The organism is Corynebacterium sp. MSK035 (assembly GCF_030232615.1).
GTDB lineage: Bacteria > Actinomycetota > Actinomycetes > Mycobacteriales > Mycobacteriaceae > Corynebacterium > Corynebacterium jeikeium_D.
This window is the reverse complement of record NZ_JASPJP010000045.1, coordinates 1-635: the sequence shown is the minus strand read 5'-3', so window position 1 is coordinate 635 and position 635 is coordinate 1. Positions and strand designations below refer to the sequence as shown.

The following is a 635-nucleotide window of genomic DNA, read 5'->3' as shown; positions in this document are numbered from 1 at the left end:
TACCCGTGGCCGGTTATTCAGCAATGCTTCCGCCTCGGCGACCTCTTGGTCGGTGACATCGGTAAAGTTGGTGCCTTTGGGGAAATAAAACCGGATATCCCGGTTCATCCGCTCATTGCTACCTCGCTGCCACGGCGAATGCGGATCGGCGAAAAACACCTGGATATTCTCCGCGACAGAAAACTCCGTGTGTTTGGCAAACTCCACTCCCTGATCCCAGGTCAACGTCGAAATCGTGGTGTCCATCGACTCTTTGAGCCGACGAATCATCCGTACCATCACCTCATTGACACTGGCGGCAGTATGGTCAGTGCCGAGTCTGCCGAGCAGCACAAACCTGCTGCGGCGTTCCACCAACGTCGCTAAAGCACTGGTGCCATCTGCGCCAATAATCAAATCGCCTTCCCAATGACCGGGTACCGCACGATCATTGGCTTCGGCTGGGCGAAGTGAAATATTGGCATCATGAGTCCAGCGTTTTCCACGTGGCTTGGGCACCCCTGCGAGAAGCGAGCGGGGTTTACGCCCTGGCCGGGTAGTCCGGCAGGACTTTTCAAACACAAGTTCTTTGCGCAAGCTGCCTGCCCCTTGTACGTAAAGGGCCTGGTAAATCGACTCGTGGCTAATAGTCATGG

1 protein-coding gene is annotated in these 635 nt (G+C 55.6%); it reads right to left on the bottom strand.

The genetic code is table 11. The annotated features are described in order from the left end of the window. A partial coding sequence (locus tag QP978_RS10770) for an IS30 family transposase (RefSeq protein WP_284857164.1) occupies positions 1-633 on the bottom strand: 633 nt, incomplete at its 3' end. Positions 634-635: the final 2 nt, after the last annotated feature.